Below are 25,753 nucleotides of genomic sequence, written 5' to 3' on the forward strand. Positions count from 1 at the left end.
ATACATATTTATATTTGCTCTTTGGATATTCCTTATACCAAATGAGTCGAATATAAAAGAAATCGGGATTCTTTTCTTATTCTGTTTCGCTGCACTTTTTTCTTGCTATTGCTTATGTAAAGCGATTAGAAAAATGACGCATGGTGATAAATTATTTTGGATTTTATTATTATGTACTTGTCTATGCGGGTTAGCTATGGAAATAACTTTATTTCTTCCTTCACTTTCTATTCATAAGCAAGTTATATTCTCATATAAAGCATTACCTTTTTTTATCATACAATATGTTTTACTCTTTGTTGGATTTGCTATAAAGTTTATAAAAATTTACTCTATTAAGGGTCTTGCTCAATTTTCATTCGATAGCATCTTTATTGTTATTATGAACATTTATTTCACTTTAACTTTTATCTTGGACCTTTCAAGCTTCCGTATGTTAACAAAGGAAACTTGGATTTTAATTGGCTATTTTATTGCACAATCATTAGTAATTTACGCCGTTATTAGTCTTTATAGAAGAGAACAATATTCTTCTAGTAGAATCGCATTAATTATCGGTTTCACTATTATACTCGTATACGGTTACATTCATCTGTTTCAATTAAATTTTGGGATGAAAACTTCTCCTGAATTTAATTATTTAATACACACTGCTTCTATTTTATTAATTGGACTTTCTTCCATACTATATATCTTGGATAAACCAATGCAACATGAAACGAAAGCAAAATATTATCGATTCGATTATGTACGTTTTATACTACCTTATTTTAGTATAATTATTACTTTTTCCTTTATTATCATTCAACCTTGGAATGATAAATTTATGTTAATTGGTCTCGTATTATCACTTATTTTGTTATTCTTGCGGCAACTTTACATGTGGAAAGATAATCAAGCACTAATCCTTACATATGAACAGTTGACTACACAACTAGAGGATGAAGTTGAAGAAGGTGCATTTGCATTATCAAAAAGTGAACAACGCTATAAGTCTTTATTCGAAGATCATCCCGATGCCGTTTTCTCTTTAAATATGAATGGCATTTTTCAACAATCTAATAAGGCTTGCGAAAGCTTATTTACTGCCTATTATTGCCAAGTGGCAAGCTATTCTCTGGTACACTTCATTGATTCAAAAGACCACGAACTACTAAAGAAGGCTTTACAAATTACAAAGGAAGGTAGGCCACAAACGTTAGAAGTTCGGACAAAAGAACAAGAAGGCTATTATTATTATCTTCATATTACACTTATCCCTACTTTTATAAACAAAGAAGTGGTCGGAATGTTTGGGATAGCACGTGATATTACCACCTTATATGAAAAACAAAAACAAGTAGAACATTTAGCCTTTCACGATGCACTTACTGGATTACCAAATCGCCGAAAGTTCGAAAAAGATTTAAAAGCCATTTTAAATACAGCTCAAACTAACGCAAATGATGTCGCCGTCATATTCCTTGATTTAGATCGATTTAAAAAAATTAACGATAGACTTGGTCATGACGTCGGAGATTTATTATTAATTGAAGTAGCAAAAAGATTACGCGGTTGCTTGCGTTCAAAAGATATCGTCGCTCGCCAAGGTGGAGATGAGTTTACAATTCTATTACCAGAAATGTACTCAGAAAAAAGTGCAATTTTTATAGCTGAACAGATTTTAACTATTTTAAACAAACCATTCTTCATTCAAGGCGAAGAACTCTCTATTACACCAAGTATCGGAATTGCGATGTACCCTGATTATGGAACTGATGTAAATGAGTTAATGAAAAATGCTGATATGGCTATGTATCGTGCGAAAGCAAATGGAAAAAACAGATTTGTTTTCTTCTCAAAAGAAATGAGCATCGCTCAAAATGAAATTCAATTCTTAGAAGGTGAACTTTCAAAAGCATTACAACAAAATGAATTTTTCCTTGAATACCAGCCACAAGTAAGCACAAAAACAAAACAAATTATCGGTTTTGAAGCATTAATACGTTGGAAGCATCCAAAACTCGGTATCGTATCTCCTGCCCAATTTATCCCTCTAGCAGAGGAAACTGGTTTTATTATTGAACTTGGCAATTGGATTTTACGTACTGCCTGTTTAGAAGCAAAAAGATGGCATAATCAAGGTTTTTCTCACTTAAAAGTTGGTGTGAATTTATCTGTTGTTCAATTTAACCATGCAGATTTAATCCCAACTATTTCAAAGGTGTTGGAAGAGACAGAACTGAAACCAGAAGCACTAGATATTGAAATTACGGAAAGCATCGCAATTAATCAAAATCAATCTGTAGTTGCAAAACTAGAACAACTTCAAAATCTCGGTATTCAAATTTCAATCGACGACTTTGGTACTGGTTATAGTTCTTTAGCTTATTTAACAAAATATCCAATCAACACATTAAAAATCGCTCGAGAGTTTATTTGTGGAATTACAACTAGTCCTTTAGAAGAAGCAATTGTCTCTTCCATTATTACACTATCAAAAGAACTAAATTTAAAAGTGATTGCAGAAGGTGTAGAAACAGCAGAAGAATGGGAATTTTTACATAAACAAAATTGTGATCACATTCAAGGATTCTTTATTAGCAAACCTGTTTCTAGTAAAGACGTTTGGATGTTACTCCATAAAAAAACAACCGTCTAAATAAGACGGTTGTTTTTTAGAACTCAAAAGGTACTTCATTAGCTAATTGTATCTCTTGATTATTATGAGAAATTATTTGGTTTTTCTCTAATGCTGTATCTCCTAATGAAATACCCCATGCCATCGCTAACGTTAGTAAACTACCAATAAGTAGTTTTTTCATATTCCATCACCCGCATTTTTTCTTTAAATATATCATGAAAAATTATCCAGACTTTATGCAATTATGCATATTTGTTCTTTATGTCTTTTTTATTTCTTCATTTTTTTTATAAGTGATTCTTTTAATTCATGGTTTCCTAATATATCAAAAAAGAAGCATGCTTTTTCGTAAGCATCTTCAATTTCTGCTCTATCACACCCAAGTTTTGCTAGGCATTCACCTTTTCGAAAGTATAACTGTCCAATCAATGTCATACTGTTAATTCGACACGATAGGTCAATAGCTTTATTTGCGTGACAAAGCGCTTCTTCGTATTGATTGTCTATGTATAATGCTTTTGCATGATTATGTCTCACCTTCACATCAAACTCTTTATTATCATGCAATGCCTCTAATTGTTTTAATATATTTTCAAACAAATCAATACCCTGCTTCAAATAGCCGTTTTCAGCATAAATGTTTGCAATTGCGTTTTCAATATAAAGGTTCTGATATACATCTATTCCTACCAGTTGTTGATTGAGCAATTTCTTTAATTCTAAAATGCAATATTCGTAATCGATTTTTTTCAATACGTAAGCAGCTACATAATATTGCCATTGAAGAAATTGCTGAAGCTCGGGATGATATTCTTCCTTTTTCAATTCATTGCATACTCTATTATAAATTTCTTTATATTTTTTTTGCTTACAAAGCAGAATAATTTGATCTTTTAACTGCTTATTCCTCTCAATATCAGAATAAATAAGTACCTCATAAAAATGAATGATGGGAACTTGTAATTTTGCTGCAATACCTTGCAATATATCCATACTTGGGTATACCGCGCCCGATTCAATTCGACTTACTTCCGATTGATGACATATGTTCTCGGATAACTGTTTTTGTGTTAATCCTCTCATCACCCTAATTTTCTTAATTTCACTTCCTAATTTTTCTGCGTGCATACTTACTCACCATCCCATTATAACAATCTAATTTTTTAAGTTGTCATACCACTACAATAATGTGAATTCGACAATTTTTGATATGAAATAATGCATAATATATATATAATTCGGCAAATTTTTCATACAATTCATCTCACATACAATAATAGATTAGGAGTGTTATAGATGAATTATAGAAAACTTGCTAGTGCTTTCGTTACATTCGGTCTTCTTTGCCCTTTATCAACAGAAGCTATTCATGCTCAAGAGTTAGACAAAAGTGCAGTCAAAGTTGAAATTGCTCAGCCTGGTTTAACAATCGGGAAATTAACACAACCTCAAAATGATACGAAAGAAAATATTGCTAAAAAGTATTTAAAAGGTGAGGTAAATGGGGCGAAAGCTCAACAAGAACAAGTCACTACTGAAAAAAATGTAGATTTCCAACCTACAAATAAAGAAACTAAAGAAAATCAAACCGAAGTTCGCCTTGCACAAACATATAAAAACTATAAAGTATATGGCCAAGATCTCATTGTAAAAGTAGATAAAAATGGAGTGATCACAACTGTTAGTGGTAAAGTTGTTCAGAATTTAAATCAACAACCTAATCTTACTATAACAAATTTTTTGTCGAAAAATGAAGTAAAATCTAAATTACGCGATATAGTTCAAATTCCAAGTGATGCAGTTGAGACAGAATTCTCTAGCGAAACCGTTGTTTATAAGAAAAAAGATGGCTATTATACATTCGCAACTGTTATTACATTTACTTATGAAAACAATGAACAAATTATAAACGGCAATGCTATCGTTGATCTAAAAACTGGCGAAGTACTTTTCCAAGAAAAGTTCATTAAAAACAAAGAGAATAAGACTATAAATCAAGTAACATCACCTAGATTATCCCCTGCAAGTGAGCAAGGAACTGGGAAAAATGCACTTCAAGAAAACATCTCTTTCAATATTGCCAAAGGAACTGATGGGAAATTTTATTTAGCGGATTTATCACGCGGAAATGGTATTTATATTTATAATGCAAACTACGCCGATTCCCTCGGAGGATATAGTCAAGCTGGTTATCCAGGGACACTAATTTCAAGTAGCAATCCTAATTTTGCAGATAAAGAAGCCGCGGGCGCTATGAAGAATATGAGTGATATTTACGATTACTTTAAGAAAGAACATAATCTAAAAAGTTACGACAATAAAGATTCAAAAGTTGTTGCTAGTGTACACGGTTTTGATTCTACTGAAGTTAGTGATGGTGTAAAAGAAGACTATGTAAATGCATTTTGGCATCCCGCTTGGAACCAAATGGTATTTGGTGATGGTTTAGGCGGAAAACTAACATCCGCTCTTGATGTAACAGCTCATGAATTTGGACATGCTGTATTCAGTGGCACGACGAAAAATAAAGTCGTGAGATATCCAAGCGCTGAAACATCTGCACTAAACGAGGGATTAGCGGATTTCTGGGGTACACAAATCGAATATTACGTAAAGAAAGATAAAGGAAACTGGATTATGGGCGATACATTAGGTGGCCTAACAATTCGTGATATCCCAAGGGAAATTGGTGACGGCGGTCATAAATTATATACAAATTTACAAGATTTCTATAACGATGGTAATAATCAAGAATCACACGTGAATTCTGGTATTATCAGTCACGTATTATATCAATTAGCTGAAGGTAAAACATATAACGATGTTGCTGTTCAAAAACAAGGAAATGAAAAAGTAAGTAAAGTTGTTATGCGTGCATTGCAAAATTATGCAACTTCCGCTGAAGACTTTGAATCACTTCAATCTCATATCGTACAAGCTGCAAAAGATTTATATGACACTGCCGTATCAAATGAATTTGCAAAAGCATTTGAAGCACATGGTTACAAACCGTTACAAAAAGTAAATAAAGTAATAGAAGTACAATAATTATAAAAAGAAGGTTACCTCTCATAGGTAACCTTCTTTTTATATCCAACCCTTTTCTTCCGCAATTGTAATTGCCTCAATTCTATTTTTCGCATCGAGCTTCGTTAATACTTCAGAAATATAATTACGTACTGTGCCCGGCGAAAGATAAAGTGCCTTCGCAATTTCGTTTGCCGTCTTTCCTTCTTTCGCAAGCAACAATACTTCCTTTTCGCGATCTGACAACGGATTTTGCTCCTGCCATAGGCCGAACATTAAATCTTGGGAGACCTCTCGTTTTCCCTTCATTACATTACGAATTGCTGCCGCTAAATCTTCACTTGGGCTATCTTTTAACAAATATCCGTGCACACCAGCTTTCATTGCTCGTTCAAAATAACCAGGTCTTGCAAATGTTGTTAAAATCATTACTTTGCATGATGATTTTTCTTTCTTTAAAGTCTCAGCGATATCCAATCCACTTTGAATCGGCATTTCAATATCCATAATACTTACATCTGGCTTTAACGATTCAATTAATTTTAACGCCTCTTCCCCGTTCGCAGCTTGTCCAATTACTTCGATATCATCTTCTAGATCAAGCAGAGCCCCTAACGCACCACGAAGCATCCGCTGATCTTCTGCAATAATAATTCGGATCATGCCCTCACCTCATCTTTTCCTGTTCTAATAACAACTGGAACTTTTACTGTTAACAACGTCCCCGGATTGATTGTACCTAGTTCAACAAATCCATCAATAAGAGCAATTCGTTCTTTCATGCCACGAATACCATTTCCATCATGATTTTGATCTGTTAAACCGATTCCGTTATCTTCTACTTTCAAAATCAGTTCACCTTGTGATTCTAATACAGAAACTGCGCACCGCGTCGCCTTACTATGTTTTACAACATTTGTAACGGCCTCACGTAAACACATCCCGACAATATTTTGTTCAATTGGTGATAACGAGCTCGATCTTGCTTCTTGCCTCACTTCTAATTCAATATTAGCTGCTTGTAAGATTGCTTTTATTTGCTCTAGCTCTTCTTCTACCGTAATCATACGCATATCAGAAATTAATTCTCTCAGCTGTTTTAAGGCTGTACGAGACGTTTGTGTAATTTCCTTCGCTTCCGCACTTGCACGCTCTGGATTTTTTACGATTAACTTCTCTACAAGCTGGCTTTTTAAAGTAATAAGAGATAACGTATGCCCTAATGTGTCATGAAGATCTCTTGCAATCCGCTGCCGTTCTTCACGTTTTACTAAGTCTTTAATTTGCTCGTTCGCCTCATCTAATTGATTTCTTAACATCTTTTTCTGATTAAAATTACGCATACCAAATGGCGTAAGAAGCATTAAAATAAACATCGGAACGATATTTACTAAACTTGTAGTTGTTATTTGATTCATATTTACAAATAAAAATGCTCCAAGCATTATAACTAAAGAGCATAACAGCACTCGAAATACTTTCTTATTTGGCGCAAATCCCATCGCACTTGCTGTGAAAAAGCCAAAAAATATCATAAAAGGATTATAAAATAAAGCAAATAAAAAGATGAGTATCATTTGAATGCATGCCCATAAAATAAACGTCTTCTGAACAAAATAAAGCTGACGGTATGTGATAATAAAAAGTATCAACATACCGCTTCCTAGCACAAGCTTCCACCCTGATGCTTGTGCTAAATGGTAAATTGGAAATAATAAATACACAAGCCACATGTACGGAAAAAATCCCATATGTTTCGGAAAAATCTCAATCCTCTTCTTCTCTATCATTTATACCGCTTCCTGTCTTTTTCTTATATATATTGATACTACAACAAATATAAGGAAATAACCTCCTAATACCGCGATATTTTCCCACCCAATTGATTTTCCAGCTACAATATCCCACGCACCACTTCCGAAATGGTATGTCGGTGTCCATTCACCAATCGTTTTTAATATTTTTGGGAATACTTCAATCGGCATCCACAATCCGCCAACTATAGCTAAACTCATATTTAAAATATTTGCTAAGCCAGCAGCTGCGTCCGCCTTCTTAATGGAACCTATTACTGTTCCTAACGCTAAAAATGGTGTTACCCCTAACAATAACCATAACCCCGCACCAATCCATTGCCCTACCGTTAACTCAACATGATTAATTAGTATCCCTGCAATAAAAATAACTAATATTGAAAAAGCATTTACTACTGTTTGAGCGATAATTTTTGCTGTTAAATATGCTCCCTCTGGAAGCGGTGTAATTTTTAAAAGATGTGTCCATCCTTGCCCTTTTTCCTGAGAAAGTCTCACACCGAAACTAAAGAGTGCAGTCCCTACAATACTGAAAGTTGCCATCGAAATTAAATAATGTGCTTTCCACGCATCTCCGTTTTGTGGTACTTGAACAACATTTGTAAAAATGTAGTAAAACATAACAGGCATTAATAATGAGAAAAAGATAAATAATTTATTGCGGAATGTACGTAAAATTTCTATTTTGCACTGCATCCATAACGCTCTCATGCGATTTCCTCCTTCTGATTTGCGACAAACTGTTCAAATGCCTCATCAAGGCTTCCACGTTCAATTGAAACATCTGTTACAGGTAAACTCCTTTGATAAATGGCTTTTAAAGTTGCATCCGTATCCTCCGTTGTTAAAATGAAGCATCCTTCGTTTGACTTTACTTCTGTTACATTTGGTAATTCCTTTAGTAATTTTGTAGGAATGCTTTCCTTTGAGTAAAATGTGATTGTTTTTCTCGAAATTGTTGCTTTCATTTCGTCTGGTGTACCATCTGCGATAATCTTTCCGTTCGCAAATAATAAGATACGATTTGCTAAAGCATCTGCTTCTTCTAAATAATGCGTCGTTAAAATAATCGTTTTCCCTTCACTTGCTAACTTTCGAATCGTTTCCCAAAATATTCTTCGAGACGTAATATCCATTCCGACTGTCGGCTCATCTAAAAATAACAAAGCTGGATTTCCCGCAAGTGCAAGCGCAAAGTTTAACCTTCTTTTTTGCCCACCTGATAACTTCTCACATCTTTGCTTTCGCTCTGATTCTAAATTTGATAACTGCAGTAACGTTTCTTTCGCTATAGGATTCGTATAATAACTACGGAATAACTCAATTGCCTCTTCCACCGTAATACTATCAATGACACTTACTTCTTGCAGCATTGCACCGAGGCTATTACGAACATCTTTATGCTTTGGACTCTTTCCAAATATAAAGACCTTACCTTCTGTTGGGTCCTTTAATCCAAGCATCATCGACATCGTCGTTGTTTTCCCCGCACCATTCGGACCAAGTAACGCTACTATTTCCCCTTTATTTACATGGAATGAAACATTATTTACTGCGTTTTTATGTTTAAATGTTTTAGAAACACCATTTACTTCAATAATCTTTTCCATCTCTCCACCCCCGCTGTTTCTTATATTTACATTGTATTACTTGGAAAACTTAGGAAACAGTATAGTGCGTCATAACATCGATATGACAATTGTCATGTATTCTTTATGAGAGGAATCAACCCGCATACCGCAAGCGAGTAGCAGGACGAAAATAAACATGATACAATCGGATAAGATATATATTCGAGGAAGGACAGTGGTTTTCATGATTATTCGTAATGAACAAGATTTAGAAGGCTTACGAAAAATTGGCCGCATCGTTGCGCTTGCACGTGAAGAAATGAAAAAACAAGCGAAGCCAGGTATGACAACGAAAGAGCTTGATTTGATCGGTAAAAAAGTATTAGATGAGCATGGTGCTATTTCTGCACCTGAAAAAGAATATGATTTTCCAGGTGTAACTTGCATTAGTGTAAATGAAGAAGTTGCTCATGGTATTCCAGGAGATCGTGTATTAAAAGAAGGCGACTTAGTAAACGTCGATGTATCTGCTGCACTTGATGGCTATTATGCAGATACAGGCATTTCATTTGTTCTTGGAGAAGACGAGGCAAAAGAAAAACTTTGCCAAGCAGCGGTTGATGCATTTTGGGCAGCAATGAAAAAGGTTAGAGCTGGCTCAAAACAAAATCAAATTGGTCGTGCTGTTTCAAACTTCGCACATAAAAGTGGATACAATGTTATTCAAAACTTAACTGGTCACGGCATTGGTCTTAGCTTACATGAAGCACCAAATCACATTTTAAGTTACTATGACCCAATGGATAATGCGCTTCTAAAAGACGGTCTTGTTATCGCTGTAGAACCTTTCATCTCTATGAAAGCTGATCATATTATTGAACGTGGTGACGACGGTTGGACATTCGTTACACCTGATAAAAGTCTTGTTGCACAATGTGAACATACCGTTGTCGTAACACGCGGTGAACCAATAATCTTAACAGAAATCTAATACCAAAAACGGCTGTTTTGTAGATTTATTCCACATAAAACAGCCGTTTTTTATTTTTGGGAAAATATGTGAACTAGTGTTGAACTCTTTATCATTTAAGTATATAATCTTTAGCGGAGGTTACTTAAGCTTATCTTTACTAAAAAGATATTGTAACTAAGGAGTAAAACACCTTCTTTCTTATTGTTTAAACAGGCTCAAAAATGACCGTAGTAACGTGTTAGTCGAATATTCTGTAATCCTTATATTTCTCTAACAATGTAAGAAACTATCACCTTTCAACTTCGGTCCACTAATCGCACAACTCTCTTTAGACAAAATAAATGACTATTTTCAAAGTATATATTGTCTTCATTCTGACCAAAACCAACCCTATCTAGATTTTTATTTCCACATAACTTTAAGGCAAAAATAAGCCTTCACAAAGGGATACACTACATTGGTTAGTATGTATCGTAAAACTTACCTTTATAACCATTCTTTTTTACTAGATATACATGAAAACTATCTCACATATAAAGGTCTGATATCATTATTTATATCAGTATTTTTTTCGACATTTTTTGTCGAATTGTGTATATTTCCATAGAACTGTGTAAATATACATTTTGTTTTACGTTAAATAATATTGCTTTGAACATAATTCTGTTTGTCTGAGAACGCGTATAGAAACGGAGGGATAACAAAAATAAATAGCTTATAACAAATACTTTTAATATTCCATTTGTTCATGTGGAATAAGTCCCCAATGGACAAATGAATGTTCAGAGGAGGAAAAATGAAAAAACTTTTTAATGTATGTTTAATTGTATTCGTACTATTTTCGCAACTTGCTAGTTTTCCATACAATCAAGTAAGAGCGGAGACCTTAACAGGAGATTCCTTATTTGACACTGTTGAAATGAAAGATGAGACGAATCATATTATTGACGAATCAAAAAATCCTAACAATTTAATAAAGATAGGATCAACCATTCAAGTAGAATACGCTTGGTCAATAAAGGATCAACAAGTTGTACACGCAAATGATACAGCAGTAGTTCAAATACCACTTGCATTAAAAGTATCTAAAGATTTGCAAGGGGATTTAGTAACAGATCAAAAAAATATTGGTCAATATTTTATAACAGCTAAAGATAATAAATTAAAATTAATATTTAATGATCAAGTAGAAAATTTGAAAGACGCTAAAGGAAAAATTAAAGTTGATACCGTGTTTAACTCAACTTTAAAACCTGGGGAAAAATCAGTTCAAATCGCTTTTCCTTTAGGAACAATGGTTCAGCCTATATCAGTTCCTGTTCAAGTAGAAAACTCTAAAGAAGATGGCACCAAACAGGATACTAATAAACAAGCGCAAGATCCAGTAGCTAAACCTGTTACTGACAATCCGGAGCAAGATCCAGCAACTAAAACTGTTACTGATAATCCGGAACAAAACCCAGCAACTAAAACTGTTACCGATAATCCGGAACAAAACCCAGCAGCTAAAACTGCCACTGATAATCCGGAACAAAACCCAGCAGCTAAAACTGCCACTGATAATCCGGAACAAAACCTAGCAGCTAAAATTGCTACTGACAATCCAGAACAAAAGCTATCAAGCGACCCTGCTGAGAATACAAATTCAGGTCCAAAGCAAATAACAACAAACATTTTAACCGGTGTAAAGTTGACGGATAAAGACGGAAAACCATTTACAGAGGATAACCGCCCAAGTACAGATTCCCCTGCCAATATTGAGTTTACATGGGAACTTTTAAAGTCAATGAATGTGAAAAATGGAGATTACTATATTTTTGATCTTCCTAAACATTTTAAGATTTACAATACAATTAACAGTCCTTTATATGATAGTGAAAACCATCAAATTGGTAATTTTACTGTTACAAAAGATGGAAAAGTCACGATGACATTCAACGATTATGTTGAAGAGCATCCAGATGTTGCTGGTAACCTACAATTAAAGACAGAATTTAATAAAGCTGAAATTAAAGGTACAACAACACAAGAAATTCCTTTCCCGATTAAAGATAAGGATATTTCTATTACAGTTGACTTTAAGCCTAATGTACAAACAGCTACGAATAAAAAAGGATTACCTGATAGACCAATTAATACAAATGAAATTAATTGGAAAGTAGAGATGAACAAAACGCAAGACACCCTTAAAAACGCTATTTTTAAAGATAACATTCCACAAGGTACAAACTTAAATAAAGATTCTATTAAAGTTTATTATTTAGAAGTTGATGTTAATGGGAATGTAACGCGTGGTGCAGAAGCTGAGCCAACAGATTACAATATTATTTCATCAGATGGCTCAAAATTGGAGATTGCTTTTAAAGATTCTATCAATAAAGCATATCAAATCGAATATGCCACAAAAATTACTGATGAAAATATTAAAAGTTTCCGAAATAACGTTACGATAACGAGTGATAATCAAAAGCAACAAAACGCAAGCTCTACTGTAACGGTTTCTCGTGGTACACACTTAAATAAAACAAGTAAATATGATCCAAAGACGCAAACAATTGAGTGGACAATTACTTACAATGGTGATCAAAGAGAGATCAAAAAAGCAGATGCGATTTTAAAAGATATTTTTGACGATACACACGAACTAGATGCAAATTCTATTGTTGTAAAAAACGCTTCATATAATGAAAAAGGAACGCTTGTAACAGGAGACGCTGTTAATAATTACACTGTAAGTAACAAGAAGAATGGCTTCGATTTACAGTTTAATGATGATATTAATAGTGCTTATGTGATTACCTATAAAACCAAGCCAACTAATAAAGTTATAGAAGATGGAAAAGTAAAAAATAAAGTTACAGCTGATAATGATTCAAGTAAAGAAAATGAAGCTAGCTTCAAGCAGCAAAATATTATTAAATCTAATAATAAAGCTGAAACAAATTATAAAGACAAAACAACAACTTGGACAATTATAGTAAATAATAACAACTATCCATTAAACAACGCGATCATTACGGACACCTTTGATCATGGTGGATTACAATTAAAAGATAAGAAACTAGAAATTAAAGACGGAAATTATACCCTTCAGGCTGGGACTGACTATATTTTAGATACAACAGATAAAGGCTTTAAAATTACTCTTATAGGTACGTATCAGTCTAATATGACAAAGACATTAGTCGTAAAATATACGACAGACTTTGATTATACAAAGCTAGAAAGTGGTAAAACTTCATTTAAAAATACAGGTAACCTATCTTGGATAGATACGGATTCTAATCCACAATCAAATAAGGTTGAAGCTAATTTTGATCCTGATACTTTCACAAAAGCAAATGGTTATAAATACGGTTCTTATAACGCCCAAACGAAGGAAATTACTTGGATAATAGGCTTTAACTATAATAATGTTGAGATTAAAGATCCTTATGTTATAGACGTCATACAAGATAAACAAAAGTTAGTGCCTGGATCCATTGAAGTGCGCGATATGATTTTAAATGGAAATCCAGATAATGCACAACCTGGTAATGCTGTACCAACTGAGAAATATGAACTTGAAGAACCTACAGAGAAAAATAAAAACACCCTAAAGGTTCATTTCAAACAATCAATTAATTCACCTTACTATATTATCTTTAAAACAAGCCTTGATAGTGAACTTATCCAAGGCACCTACAAAAACGAGGCAGATTTAAAAGATGGCTCTAAAATCGTAAACACCCTTACAGGTGACACTCAAGTAAATAAAGGTGGCAGCTTCGTTACTAAAAAAGCTGTGCAAGACGACAACTATATTAATTGGAGTATCGCAATTAACGAAAGCCAATCAACCATTGCAGATGCCGTTGTAACAGATGACCCAACCGAAAATCAGGTAATTGTGGAAGATTCATTCCACTTATATCCTACAACTGTTGATCCATATGGAAATTTAACAAAAGATACAGTAAACGAATTAAAAGAAGGAACAGACTATAAACTCAAAATAACAACAGACAATAATACTGGAAAGCAACATTTCGAAATTGCCTTCTTGAAAAAAATTGATCGAGCTTATATTTTAGAATATCGCTCACTTATTAATGCAGACGATAAAGAAAAAGTAAGTAATAAAGCGAAAATCACAGGCAATAAGTTGACAGTTAAAAACACAGAAACTACTGAAACGATTGAAGTGAGAATGTCTTCTGGTTCAGGCGGAGGATCTGCTACTAAAGGCCGTGGAAACCTTGAAATTATAAAGGTAGATAACGACAATAAAAACGCACTATTAGCTGGGGCAGAATTTACTTTATACGATCGTACAGGTAAAACTGTTATCCGTAAAATTACAACAGACAAAGACGGTATCGCTAAATTTAATAATTTAAAACGCGATAAATATTTATTAAAAGAAACAAAGGCTCCTGAAGGCTATGTAATTAGCTGGGATTTAAAACAAGGGAAAATTGTTGAACTTGGTACACAAGAGACTACAACATATAAACTTGCAAATAAGAAGTTTGTCGGTAAAGTAGTTTTAACAAAGTCTGATGACCTGAATAAAAACATCACACTGCAAGGTGCCGTTTTCACACTACTTGATAAAGACAAAAAAATAATTTCAGAACACGAAAAATTAACAACAAATGATAAAGGACAAATTACTGTAGATAATTTAAAACCAGGAACTTACTACTTAAAAGAAATAAAGGCTCCTGAGCATTATCAATTAGATGATCGACTTATTGAATTTACAATCGAGGAAGATCAAACAACAGTAATTAATAAAACGGCCCAAAACAGCTTAATTAGAGGCTCAGCTATCCTAACAAAAGTTGATAAAGAGGGTAATACTTTAGAAGGTGCTGTATTTAGTGTACGGGACCAAAATAACAAAAGAATTCCTGGTTATACCAAATTAACGACAAATGGTAACGGACAAATCGAAGCGAAAAATTTACTTCCTGGAGAGTACCAATTTGTTGAAGAGAAAGCACCTGAACATTATGAAATAGATAAAAAACCGCTTAAATTTACAATTGAAAAAAGCCAACAGAAAGCACTTACTGTTACCGCGACAAATCACCTCATTAAAGGTGGTGTCACTTTAACGAAAGTCGATGATGTCGATGGCACTGCCCTTGAAGGTGCTGTATTTAAAATTGTCGATGCGAATGACGAGAAACAAGTAATTCGTGAAAATATAAAAACAGGTTCAGATGGAAAAGTTAGCGTTAAAGATCTAGAGCCTGGTGTTTATAAATTTATCGAAACAGAAGCTCCTAAGGATTATACGTTAAGTACAAACCCTATCGAGTTTACAATTGATAAAAGCCAACAAGCTCTTGCTACTGTTACGGCAAATAACAGCTTAAAAACGGGCGAAGTTGAATTATTAAAAGTTGATGAGTTTGGTGAGAAAAAACCACTTGAAGGTGCAGTATTCAAGCTTGTCGATACAAATAATAATGACGTTTCCCCTTACACTAACTTAACTACTGATAAACACGGTAAAGTTAAAGTTAGTAACCTACGTCCTGGTACGTATAAATTCATTGAAATAGCTGCTCCTGAACATTACGTTTTACGAGCAGAACCTATTGAATTTACAATCGATAGAAGTCAGAAAGAAACTCTACTTGTGAAAGCTGAAAATGCTTTAAAACCAGGAGATGTTGAATTAACAAAAGTTGATGATATCGATGGTACAGCTCTTGAAGGTGCTGTATTTAAAATTGTTGATGCAAATGATGAAAAGAAAGTCATTCGCGAAAATGTAAAAACTGGTGCGGATGGTAAAGCTATCGCTACTGGCTTACGCCCTGGCGATTATAAATTTATCGAAGTAACAGCACCGAAGTATTACGACAAAAATACAAAACCAATTAAATTTACGATTACAGAAAGTCAAACAACTCAGGCTACTGTTACCGCTAAAAACAGCTTAACAAAAGGCGGTATTGAGTTAACAAAAGTGAATGCTGCAGATGAAAAGGAAACACTTGAAGGTGCAGTATTTAAAATCGTTAATAGAGATACTAATGAAGATGTTCGTACGGACCTTGTTACGAATAGTAAAGGAATGCTAGTTGTAGATGACTTACGTCCTGGTAACTATAAACTTATCGAAACAAAGGCTCCAACTTATTACGATGTAAATGTAGAACCAATTGAATTTACAATCGAAAAAGGACAACAAAAACTCCTTCCACTTACATTTAAAAATAGTTTAACGAAAGGAAAAGTTAAACTTATTAAAGAAGATGATGTGGAAAGTAGTAAAGCTCTTGCCGGCGCTGTATTCACATTGCAAGACGCAACTGGCAAAGAAATTATGAAAGATTTAACAACAGATGATCACGGAGTATTAGTTATTCCTGATTTAGCACCAGGGGATTATCAATTTATCGAAACAAAAGCCCCTGAACATTATAAATTAGACAAAACACCTATTAAGTTCACAATTAAAAAAGGTAGTAAGGAAGATCTTCCTATCCCTGTTACTGTAAAAAATAGTTTACTTACAGGTGGCGTCACTTTAACAAAAGTTGATGATGTTGATGGCACTACTCTTGAAGGTGCAGAATTTATAATCGTTGACGCTCATGATACTAAAAAGGTAATTCGAAAAGGTTTAACGACTGATAAAAACGGTAAAATTACTGCTTCTGATTTACGTCCTGGAGACTATCAATTTATTGAAGTAAAAGCTCCAAAAGACTATACCTTAAGCAAAGACCCTATTCCGTTCACTATCGAAAAAAGTCAAAAAGAGAATATTAATGTTACCGCTACTAACAGTTTAAAGAAAGGTGCAGTAACATTAACAAAAATTGATGACATCGATCGTACGATGCTCGAAGGTGCAATCTTTAAGATTGTGGATATGAATGGTAAGGAAGTTCATACGAATCTTGTTACAGATAAAAACGGAAAAATTTCTGTTTCTGATTTACGCCCTGGAGACTATCAGTTCATTGAAACAAAAGCTCCTGAGCACTATGTATTAGATGAAACAACGATTCCATTTACAATTGAAAGAAGTCAAACGAAAGAGATCAATGTTACAGGCAAAAATGCTTTGAAAAAAGGTAGCGTTGAACTAACAAAGATTGACGATATTGATATAAATACAAAACTTTCTAACGCCGTATTTAATTTATTAGATGCAGACGGTGAGCTAGTTGAAGAAGGCTTAAAAACAAATGCTGAAGGTAAAATTGTTATTGAAAATCTACGTCCTGGTACGTATCAATTCGTTGAAACAATTGCTCCTGAACATTACGATTTAGATAAAAAACCTATCGTATTTACAATTAAAAAGAGCCAAACTGAAACTCTTCATATCACTGCTACAAATGCTTTAACAAAGGGTGCAGTTAAACTTTCTAAAGTAGACGATATTGATGGCACTGTTCTTAAAGATGCAGTATTTAAAATTGTTAATATGAACGGTGATGTAGTTCATAAAGACCTTGTTACAAATGAACAAGGAATAATCGAAATTAACGACCTACGTCCTGGTGATTACCAATTCATCGAAACGAAAGCTCCTAAGCATTACGTTTTAGATGAAACACCAATCAAATTCACTATTGAAAAAGGACAGAAGAAAGTTATTTCTTTAACTGCTACAAATAGCTTAAAACAAGGTAGTATCGAATTACTTAAAGTTGATGATTTAAACACTCAAACAAAACTTGCCGATGCGGTATTTAATTTACTAGATCAAGATGGCAAAGTACTTAAAACAGATTTAAAAACAAACAGTGAAGGTAAAATCGTTATCGAAAACTTACGTCCTGGTACGTATCAATTCGTTGAAATAACGGCTCCTGAACACTATGATTTAGACAAAAAACCAATTATATTTACAATTGAAAAAAGCCAAAAAGATATTGCTACCGTTACTATGAAAAATAGTTTAACAAAAGGCGGCGTGGAACTTTCTAAAGTGGATGACGTCGATGGCACTACTCTTGAAGGCGCAGTATTTAAAATTGTGGATATGAATGGCACTGTAATTCGCAAAGATCTTGTTACGAATCAACAAGGTAAAATTAGCGTTTCTGACCTACGTCCTGGTGATTATCAATTCATCGAGACAACGGCTCCGAAACACTATGATTTAAACAAAGAGCCAATTCCATTCACAATCACAAAGAGCCAAGCTGATCCTATCTCCGTTACAGCTACAAATAGCTTAACGAAAGGCACTGTGGAACTTTCTAAAGTAGATGATGTAGATGGTACTGCTCTTAAAGGTGCGATATTTAAAATTACTGATATGAATGGTAACGACATTCGCACTGAGCTTACAACAGATGTACATGGAAAAATTTCTGTTTCTGATTTACGTCCTGGGGACTATCAGTTTATTGAAACGAAAGCTCCTGAACACTATAAATTAGATAGTACACCTATTAAGTTTACAATTAAGAAAAGCCAAAAAGAAAAGCTCCAAGTTACTGCTACAAATAGCTTAACTGAGGGTGCTGTAGAATTAATAAAAGTGGATGATATAAATCCAGATACAAAACTTTCTGATGCAGTGTTTAACATCATCGATGCGAAAGGTAAAATTGTTCGCACTGATTTAACTACTGATAAAGATGGGAAGATTTCAGTTTCTGATTTACGTCCGGGAGATTATCAGTTCATTGAAACGAAAGCTCCAACTGGCTATGATTTAAACGTTAAACCAATTCCTTTCACAATTACGAAAGGACAATCTCAGGTTACCTCTGTTACAGCCTTAAATAGTTTAACAACAGGTTCAATTGAGTTAACTAAAGTTGATATTGATCACCATGGAACACTTGAAGGTGCCATTTTCAATATTTTAGACCAAGATGGAAAAGTCATCCGAGAAGGTTTAAAAACAGATCAACACGGAAAAGTAATCGTAAATGATTTGAAACCTGGTAATTATCAATTAGTAGAAACAAAGGCTCCTAAAGGCTATCAATTAGATGCATCACCAATAAACTTTACAATTGATAAAGCCCAAGCTAAGCCACTACAAATTACAGTTTCAAATAAAAAAATTGAATCTTCTTCAGGTGGAGATGACAAGCCAATTACTCCTCCAAATAAAGAAGATAACAAAGGCAATGAAACATCTGAGAAACACGAAAACGGAACTTCCGAAGAAACATCGAATAAAACAGATAACAAACAGCAAGATGATCGAAATACGGATAAGCACCTTCCAAATACAGGTCATAAAGAAGACCCTACACAAACAGTAGGTATTGTTCTTCTACTAGCTGGATTATTAAGTATTTTAGCTACAAAACGCAAAAAAAATTATTAATAATTTTTTCACATCCAATCAATCTCTCAATTGATTGGATGTTTTTTTATACAAAAAGGACGATACATAAAGTATCGTCCTTTTAACGGGGTGAGGCTGCCCAAAAGTACGGAAAACCTTTGAACAGCCTCTTATTTTCATATGGATGCCTTACATATATCACTGATAATAATTATGAAATGCGGAAACATAATTACCATCAACTGATTCAAACATGAGGAATGAAACCCTACAGTGGTTCCATTCCTCTACATAATCTAAAGTTTGGGTACACTAGATTCATGCAATGTAGGAGCTTTCAGAGTAGAAAGCGAACCTTCGTTTAAAATGATAGCATACATATCTCCCTCAAAAATATGCAAATATGCATATATAGTTTTTTTATTTATCAATGTCAGAATATTGAAAAATAAAAGGTGTGAAGGTAAAATAAAGTCATTATCCGTCTTCTTTTGTCAGTCAGAGAGAATAGAAGAATAGGAGAGGAAAAAATGAGAAAATCATTGAAACAAAAAATAGTAAGCTCTTTGCTTGCTGTATCACTTGCTGTTAGCTTAGCTCCAATTGGGCAAGCAAAAGCGGATTCCACGTCAGAGGTTACACAAACTCCATCTATTACAAAACAGATTGATCCAAACCGCGCGATTGAACATGTTCGTTTCTTATCTGAAACAATTGGTCCTCGCCCCGGTGGAACAAAATCCGAAGAATGGGCTTCTCGTTACATTGGTATGCAGCTTAAATCAATGGGCTATGAAGTAGAATATCAACCATTTCAGGTGCCCGATCAATACGTTGGATTCATTGAATCACCCCTATCAACAAAACGTAATTGGCAAGCTGGTGCTGCTCCTAATGCACTAATTTCTACAGAAGCTGTTACAGCTCCCCTTATCTTTGTTCAAGGTGGGACAAAATTAGAAGATATTCCAAATGAAGTAAACGGTAAAATTGTTTTATTTGAAAGAGGAACGACAGTTACCGACTATAATAAACAAGTTGAAAATGCTGTTAGCAAAGGTGCAAAAGGTGTTCTTTTATACAGTTTAATTGGCGGACGCGGAAATTATGGACAAACCTTCAATCCCCGCCTAATGAAAAAGCAATCTATCCCTGTCTTTGGTCTTGCTTATGCGCAAGGAAATGCATTTAAAGAAGAAATCGCTAAAAAGGGGACAACAATTCTTTCCCTAAAAGCGAGACATGAATCTAAATTAACATCTCTAAATGTTATCGCCAAAAAGAAACCAAAAAAGAGTACAGGTAATGAAAAAGCAGTCGTTGTAAGCTCGCACTATGATAGTGTTGTCGGAGCACCTGGCGCAAATGATAATGCTTCTGGAACTGGATTAGTATTAGAACTAGCTCGTACTTTTCAAAATGTAGAAACTGATAAAGAAATTCGCTTTATTACCTTTGGTTCTGAAGAAACTGGATTACTTGGTTCGGATTATTACGTGAATAGTCTATCCCAAAAAGAACGCGACCGTATTTTAGGTGTCTTTAACACCGACATGGTTGCAACAAATTATGATAAAGCAAAGAATTTATATGCTATGACACCTGATGGCTCTACAAACTTTGTAACAGACGCTGCCTTGCAAGCAGGTAAACAACTAAATAATGACCTCGTCCTACAAGGTAAATTCGGTTCTAGTGATCATGTTCCATTTGCTGAAGCTGGTATTCCTGCTGCTCTATTCATTTGGATGGGTGTCGATAGTTGGAACCCATTAATCTATCATATTGAGAAGGTATACCATACACCTCAAGATAACGTATTAGAAAACATTTCACCTGAACGAATGAGAATGGCATTAGACGTTATCGGAACAGGAGTTTACAACTCGCTTCAAAAACCTGTTCCTCAAACTGAACAGAAAGCTGCTTAATCATTTAAAAGACCACTGATTTTATCAGTGGTCTTTTATTGAGAAAAAATATATATGCATAAAAGCATATTTTATCCTACCCATTATCGTATACAATATTAACTGTAACAAAACTGATTACAACTAATAAGGAGACTTTTTCTATTATGAAAAAAATGATTTTAGCAGGTGCATTAACTTTAGCAGGAATTACTGGAGCTACTGCGTTTATTCCTGAAACAAAAGTCGCTGCTGCCGCTCAAGAACAAAGCTTTACAAAATTTTATTCTTTGCAAACTGGAGGTAGTTCCGAACAAGAACCTATTTTCCTTCAAAAAGGACAAGAACTAACAATTCATCCTAACAGCAAAACTCCTAGTTACAGTGTTTATGACTCAAATCATAACCTTATTGGACGTTATTCTGATGGTTACGGCCGAATTTTCAATGCAAAAACAGATGGAAATATGTATGTTCAATTTCATGCACCTTACATTTACTATAGTCCTGTTAGTTTTTCTGTTACTTATACTATTCAATAGAAAAGAGGTCCTTTATAGGACCCCTTTTATTTCTCTTCCCAATTCACTTTTACAAATCCATCTTTTACTGTTAATCCGCTTATATTCAATACATATTCTTCATTTGCTTTTAAAGTAACTGTAAAAGTACCTTTTTTCGATTCACAAATTTCCTTTAACTCTTTTATACCTTCTCCTTGTCTTTCATACACACTAAAACATAAGTTTCCTCGTTTTGCATCTGTCTCATAAGAAAATGTCACTTGTGTATCCTTTTCATACTGAAATTCAATATCCTTACCGGCAATATCCCATGATGAGAATTTTGCCTCGTAACTTGTTTTCCCTTGCTTCTCATTTTCTAAATATATATCCCCTGCTCTCCACGCATCATCTAACGTTTGTGCAAAAGTAAAACCACTAAGTAATACAAACATTGTACTTGCCAATATCGCAACTAATGTTACTTTCTGTTTTTTAACAAAGTTCATCTTATATTCTCCTCCAACTTTCTTTTTACTTCTTCTTACCATATATAATAAAAACCCAATAAAGAATGGCAATATAACTGCTAAAATACTCCATCCTTTGCTCATTTGATGTGCTTTAGCATCTGTATATACCCATGATGCAACACATATTAAAAGTGCTATAAAAGCTAAAAACATCGTCACTCCAGCTACTTCAAATAGTACAAACGGATTAGCGAACTCTTTCATGTAATTTATACTCCTTCTTTAAAAATGACTGTATTACAACATATATCGGAATGTATACATGCATCATAATCACAATGGCTATCAACATAGGAATTTTATAATCCAAATGTGTGACAAATTGTTCTATAACAATTGTTAACAAAACAATCCAAATGGTGTGAATACAAATCATCCAGTTCCTCTCTAACTTCTGAGCCTTTCGCACGCCCTGCTTCGTGTTATTTATTAGCTCTTCGCTTGGAGTTATCTCTTCTGCTAAGCTACTCTTTACCTTCTGTTCAAATTTATCTTCTTTCATAAACGAACCCCTCCAAATGTTCTCGCATTTGCTTCTTCGCATAATTAAGGCGATATTTCACTGTACCAATCGGTATATTTAATATTTCGCTCATTTCTTTATAAGAGTATTGTTCATAATAGTAGAGTACGAGCACGGTTTTATATTTTTCATTCAATAGCTGTATAACTTCCCGTATCATTTCCGCTTCCACTTTTTGAATAAATTCTTCTGATATATTCACATCATCTGCGAAATCTATTTCTTCACCATCTTCTTTATGAAATAAATCTAAGACGCGATCTTTCCATCTTTTCTTCTTGCGGTAAAAGTCATAAAATGTACGAACGCAAATTGTAGTAATCCACTTTTTATAATTATCCACATAAGAAAGTTGGTGCCTTGATGAAAAAACCTTTATCCACGTCTCTTGAAAAATATCTTCCGCATCTTCTTTCGTTTTCGCTAACTTATAGCATAAGGAATATATTTGCTGCTTATATATATCAATTAATTCTTCTATCTTTTCTTCCATCATAAGCCTCCTGTCATTTATATAAGACGACGCAAATTCCCCTTTTGTTTGATAAATTTTTTTTATTATCTCCACATAAAAAGGCAATCACAACATCGTGTGATTGCCTTTTATTTAAAAATGAAAGTACGCTTCCGCTTTTCTTTATTGTCCAGTTCCAGCGGCTAGAATACTCGGTGGCTTCGCGCCTTCCTCCGAGGCAAAGTACACCTCTCTGTCAGGAGCTCCATCCCCCTCCTATTCTAAACGATCCGCTTCCGCTTTTCTTCATTACATTTTTTCTGGTGCAGATACTCCTACGATTGCTAATGCATTTTGAAGTGTAGTGCGTACTGCTTTCATTAACTCGTAACGAGCTTTACTTAATTCTAAGTTATCTTGGTTTAATACTTTTTCTGCATTGTAGAAGCTGTGTAATGTTGCTGCTAATTCAAATGCATAGTTTGTAATACGGTGTGGCAGACGTTTTTGTGCTGCATCCGCAACTACAGCTGGGAATTCACCAAGTTTTTTCAGTAACTCTACTTCTTTCTCAGAAGTAACAAGTTTATAGTTCACATCTCCATCTACAGCTAATCCTAATTCTTCGCCTTGACGAAGGATACTGCATACGCGAGCATGAGCATATTGTGCATAGTATACTGGGTTTTCATTAGATTTTGATACAGCTAAGTCCATATCGAAGTCTAAATGAGAATCACCGCTACGCATTGCGAAGAAGTAACGCATTGCGTCCACGCCTACTTCTTCCATAAGCTCACGAAGTGTAACTGCTTTACCCGTACGCTTACTCATCTTCATTTTTTCACCATTTTGGTATAGTTGTACCATTTGGATGATTTCTACTTCAAGCGTGTCTTTATCGTAACCAAGTGCTTGAATAGCAGCCTTCATACGAGGAATGTAACCGTGGTGGTCAGCACCCCAAATGTTGATTAACTTATCAAAACCACGCTCTAATTTATCACGGTGATACGCGATATCTGGCGTTAAGTATGTGTAAGAACCGTCGTTTTTAATTAATACACGATTTTTGTCATCGCCGTAAGTCATTGAACGGAACCAAGTTGCGCCGTCTTCTTCAAAGATCTCTTCACGCTCTTTTAATACAGCAAGAGCTTGATCGATTTTTCCGTTTTTGTATAGTGATGTTTCTGAGAACCATACATCAAATTTAACACGGAAGCTTTCTAAGTCTTTTTGAAGTTTTGCTAATTCATATTTTAAACCGTATTCACGATAGAATTCATAACTTTCTTTTTCATCAGCTTTCGCATAACGATCGCCGAATTCTTCAGCTAAACGTTTACCGATTCCAATGATATCCGCACCATGATAACCGTCTTCTGGCATTTCTTTATCTAAGCCTAAAGCTTGCATGTAACGAGCTTCAACAGAAAGAGCTAAGTTATGAATTTGGTTACCAGCATCATTAATGTAGTACTCACGAGATACATCGTAGCCTGCTTTTGCTAATAGGTTACATAAAGTGTCACCTACTGCCGCACCACGTGCATGTCCTAAGTGAAGGTCACCTGTTGGATTCGCAGATACGAACTCAACTTGTACTTTTTCACCTTTACCAGTATTCGTTTCACCGTAAGCTTCACCAGCGTTTACGATTGTTGGAATTAAATCTGTTAAGTAGCTATTATCCATATAGAAGTTAATAAAACCAGGACCAGCGATTTCGATTTTTTCAATAGAAGCTTTTGCTTTATCGAAGTTTGCAACTAGTTCTTCTGCAATCATACGAGGTGCTTTTTTCGCAACGCGTGCAAGTTGCATTGCCATATTTGTAGAGAAGTCACCATTTGTTTTATCTTTTGGAGATTCTAATACAACGTTTGGAATCTGTTCTTCTGTCGCTAATTCTGCCTTTAATACAGCAGCCTGAATTTCTTCTTTAATCAATCCTTTTACTTGTTCTAAGGAATTCATTATTTTGCCTCCTTCAAATTAATTGTAATAGTATATCTGCCAGCTTCTTGTTCACTTAGAAGCAATGCGTAAGTTAAGAAGAGTTGTCCTTTTTTCTTTTCATCCGACCATTTAAAAAGAACGTTATCAGTCTTTGTTTGCAATGCAAACGTACCAAGTTCACTCGTATACGTACCAGTTGTCCATTCACCTTTCACATGCGTCTGACGCATAGAAACAGCACCTGAACGCATAATGAGAACTTGTTCATCTTGAATTTTAATAATTGTTTTCACTTCGCCTTGTTCGTTCGGCTCCTGGAATGTTACATATGTACCTTGACCTTTTACATAGTATTGACCATTTGCTTCAAAAGCAACGGTTTCCTTCCTCGCCCCTTCACGGATTTCTGTTACGAAATGAACGTGTACCGGCAAGCCTGCAAGTTGTTTCTCCACGTCTTGCACACCTTTCAAATGTTATAGATATTAAATACTACTTATAATAAATCACTTTTCCTATCATATCAAAAAAAGACTCTGTCTGTCTGCTGAAAAATCAGGAAAACTCCATTTCAAAAAATAATTCACTTCTA

The 25,753-nt window shown here is 34.5% G+C and carries 17 protein-coding genes; 6 read left to right on the top strand and 11 right to left on the bottom strand.

Translation table 11 applies throughout. From position 1 onward, the window contains the following. Positions 1-2,641, top strand: a 2,641-nt coding sequence (locus GBN78_RS05105; protein ID WP_226798468.1) for a DUF4084 domain-containing protein, incomplete at its 5' end; no start/stop codon positions are given. 16 nt (positions 2,642-2,657) lie between these two features. Here the strand turns inward: GBN78_RS05105 and GBN78_RS05110 are convergent. Together GBN78_RS05110 and GBN78_RS05115 are read right to left on the bottom strand one after the other, a co-directional pair. Further along, positions 2,658-2,804, bottom strand: coding sequence for a quorum-sensing peptide PapR (locus tag GBN78_RS05110; RefSeq protein ID WP_000734726.1), 147 nt, complete (start codon positions 2,802-2,804; stop codon positions 2,658-2,660). Positions 2,805-2,893: 89 nt separating this feature from the next. Continuing rightward, on the bottom strand, positions 2,894-3,751 hold the full coding sequence (locus GBN78_RS05115; RefSeq protein WP_000542925.1) for a helix-turn-helix domain-containing protein: 858 nt from the start codon (positions 3,749-3,751) through the stop codon (positions 2,894-2,896). Positions 3,752-3,919: 168 nt separating this feature from the next. Here GBN78_RS05115 and GBN78_RS05120 point away from each other — a divergent pair, with 168 nt between their 5' ends. After that, positions 3,920-5,671, top strand: a complete 1,752-nt coding sequence (locus GBN78_RS05120; protein ID WP_098293333.1) for a M4 family metallopeptidase — start codon at positions 3,920-3,922, stop codon at positions 5,669-5,671. A 39-nt stretch (positions 5,672-5,710) separates the two neighbouring features. On the opposite strand, the gene GBN78_RS05125 is transcribed toward GBN78_RS05120, so the two are convergent. The 4 genes from GBN78_RS05125 to GBN78_RS05140 are packed head-to-tail and all read right to left on the bottom strand — an operon-like array spanning position 5,711 to position 9,074. Then, positions 5,711-6,313 (bottom strand): response regulator transcription factor, encoded by a 603-nt coding sequence (locus GBN78_RS05125; RefSeq protein ID WP_098293334.1) that lies wholly within the window; start codon positions 6,311-6,313, stop codon positions 5,711-5,713. Further along, positions 6,310-7,440, bottom strand: coding sequence for a sensor histidine kinase (locus tag GBN78_RS05130; RefSeq protein ID WP_000570624.1), 1,131 nt, complete (start codon positions 7,438-7,440; stop codon positions 6,310-6,312). The genes GBN78_RS05125 and GBN78_RS05130 overlap by 4 nt, the downstream gene beginning before the upstream one ends. Continuing rightward, the gene (locus GBN78_RS05135) at positions 7,441-8,175 is read right to left on the bottom strand and encodes an ABC transporter permease (protein WP_098293335.1); all 735 of its coding nucleotides are present in this window, start codon (positions 8,173-8,175) and stop codon (positions 7,441-7,443) included. Further along, positions 8,172-9,074 carry an ABC transporter ATP-binding protein gene (locus GBN78_RS05140; RefSeq protein ID WP_098293336.1) on the bottom strand — a complete coding sequence of 301 codons (903 nt, stop codon included), beginning with the start codon at positions 9,072-9,074 and terminating at the stop codon, positions 8,172-8,174. The genes GBN78_RS05135 and GBN78_RS05140 overlap by 4 nt, the downstream gene beginning before the upstream one ends. A 157-nt stretch (positions 9,075-9,231) precedes the next feature. On the opposite strand from GBN78_RS05140, the gene map reads away from it, so the two are divergent. The 4 genes from map to GBN78_RS05160 all read left to right on the top strand — a co-directional run bounded on the left by map (position 9,232) and on the right by GBN78_RS05160 (position 21,728). Beyond that, entirely contained in the window at positions 9,232-10,026 is a 795-nt protein-coding gene (gene map, locus GBN78_RS05145; protein ID WP_003313889.1) for a type I methionyl aminopeptidase, read from the top strand. Between the two features lie 778 nt (positions 10,027-10,804). Next, positions 10,805-19,315, top strand: a complete 8,511-nt coding sequence (locus GBN78_RS05150) for a SpaA isopeptide-forming pilin-related protein (protein WP_152127027.1) — start codon at positions 10,805-10,807, stop codon at positions 19,313-19,315. 491 nt (positions 19,316-19,806) lie between these two features. Beyond that, entirely contained in the window at positions 19,807-21,207 is a 1,401-nt protein-coding gene (locus tag GBN78_RS05155; RefSeq protein WP_098300353.1) for a M28 family metallopeptidase, read from the top strand. A 146-nt stretch (positions 21,208-21,353) separates the two neighbouring features. Beyond that, positions 21,354-21,728, top strand: a complete 375-nt coding sequence (locus tag GBN78_RS05160; RefSeq protein ID WP_152127029.1) for a hypothetical protein — start codon at positions 21,354-21,356, stop codon at positions 21,726-21,728. A gap of 26 nt (positions 21,729-21,754) precedes the next feature. Here the strand turns inward: GBN78_RS05160 and GBN78_RS05165 are convergent, their stop codons facing one another. The 5 genes from GBN78_RS05165 to GBN78_RS05185 form a co-directional block, all read right to left on the bottom strand. Next, a complete protein-coding gene (locus GBN78_RS05165) occupies positions 21,755-22,426 on the bottom strand; it encodes an anti-sigma factor (protein ID WP_152127030.1) in 672 nt (223 codons plus the stop codon). Beyond that, on the bottom strand, positions 22,410-22,724 hold the full coding sequence (locus GBN78_RS05170) for an anti-sigma factor (RefSeq protein WP_098300356.1): 315 nt from the start codon (positions 22,722-22,724) through the stop codon (positions 22,410-22,412). Before GBN78_RS05170 ends, GBN78_RS05165 begins: the two co-directional genes overlap by 17 nt. Then, the gene (locus tag GBN78_RS05175; RefSeq protein ID WP_141539850.1) at positions 22,711-23,238 is read right to left on the bottom strand and encodes an RNA polymerase sigma factor; all 528 of its coding nucleotides are present in this window, start codon (positions 23,236-23,238) and stop codon (positions 22,711-22,713) included. The genes GBN78_RS05170 and GBN78_RS05175 overlap by 14 nt, the downstream gene beginning before the upstream one ends. Before the next feature lie 270 nt (positions 23,239-23,508). Further along, a complete protein-coding gene (argS, locus tag GBN78_RS05180) occupies positions 23,509-25,179 on the bottom strand; it encodes an arginine--tRNA ligase (protein WP_001086446.1) in 1,671 nt (556 codons plus the stop codon). Further along, positions 25,179-25,616 (bottom strand): YwiB family protein, encoded by a 438-nt coding sequence (locus tag GBN78_RS05185; RefSeq protein WP_000414867.1) that lies wholly within the window; start codon positions 25,614-25,616, stop codon positions 25,179-25,181. The genes argS and GBN78_RS05185 overlap by 1 nt, the downstream gene beginning before the upstream one ends. Between the last annotated feature and the right edge of the window lie 137 nt (positions 25,617-25,753).

The organism is Bacillus sp. B2-WWTP-C-10-Post-4 (assembly GCF_009183805.1).
Classification (GTDB): domain Bacteria; phylum Bacillota; class Bacilli; order Bacillales; family Bacillaceae_G; genus Bacillus_A; species Bacillus_A cereus.